Source organism: Verrucomicrobium sp. BvORR034 (assembly GCF_000739635.1).
Lineage (GTDB): Bacteria > Verrucomicrobiota > Verrucomicrobiia > Verrucomicrobiales > Verrucomicrobiaceae > Verrucomicrobium.
In genome coordinates, this window is the sequence record NZ_BATQ01000193.1 from 1 (window position 1) to 1,045 (window position 1,045).

The window sequence follows — 1,045 nt, forward strand, 5'->3', positions numbered from 1 at the left end:
TTGCGGGTGTGTCCGTACGCCGTGTGGAAGACATCACTGAGGCCCTGTGGGGCACGCGGGTCAGTCCGTCAACGGTCAGTGAACTCAATCAAAAGATCGCCGTGAAGATCGATGAATGGCGTCACCAGCCCCTTGAGGGGGAGCATGCCTATGTGTACCTCGACGGCATCTGGTTGAAGCGCTCCTGGGGTGGCGAGGTCAAGAACGTGAGCATCCTGGTGGCCATTGGAGTCAATCAGGACGGGCACCGCGAGGTGCTGGGCGTGGCCGAAGGCACCAAGGAGGACAAGGCTTCCTGGCAGGGTTTTTTGCGGTATCTGAAGGGCCGGGGGCTCAAGGGAGTCCGCCTGATCGTGGGGGACCGCTGCCTGGGGCTGGTGGAAGCCATTGGGGAGTTCTTCCCTCAAGCAGCTTATCAGCGGTGCGTCGTGCACTTTTACCGCAACGTGTGGTCCTTGGTGCCCGCCGGGAAGGTCAAGACGGTGGCGGCAATGCTCAAGGCCATTCATGCCAGCGAGGACCGGGAGGCGGCGATGCAGAAGTCCGCCCAGGTGGTCCAGCGGCTGCGGGAGATGAAGCTTCCCGCCGCCGCCGCGCTCATTGAGAACAGCATCCATGAGACGCTGAGCTACTATGCGTTCCCCGCCGAGCACCAGAGGTCCCTGCGGACCAACAACCCGCTGGAGAGGATCATGAAAGAGATCCGGCGACGCACGCGGGTGGTGGGATCGTTCCCCGACGGCAACAGTGCCTTGATCCTGGTGAGCGCGCGGCTGCGGCACATCGCGGGGACCCAATGGGGAACGAGGCGGTATCTGGACATGGCCCGGCTCCGAGATCTGGACAAGAAACAGCAAGAACAAGCCCAGAACCAAACCCTGGCAGCGTAAGCCCCCCGGGCGCTCCCGCTGGAAGCTCCGGTCGGCCTACGGCCTCCCTGCGCATCCAGCGGGACAACTGCAACGACATAGACCAAACACCAACCAAGACCCGTAAGCCTCTTGAACCCCCAGAATTGAAAGTGCGAAACTTGACGGACACTACC

At 62.3% G+C, this 1,045-nt stretch carries 1 protein-coding gene; it reads left to right on the plus strand.

Going from position 1 to position 1,045, the window contains the following annotated elements; all coding sequences use genetic code 11:
- Positions 1-890: IS256 family transposase (locus tag BV034_RS34080; protein WP_050031399.1), on the plus strand; the 890-nt coding region annotated here is incomplete at its 5' end.
- Positions 891-1,045: the final 155 nt, after the last annotated feature.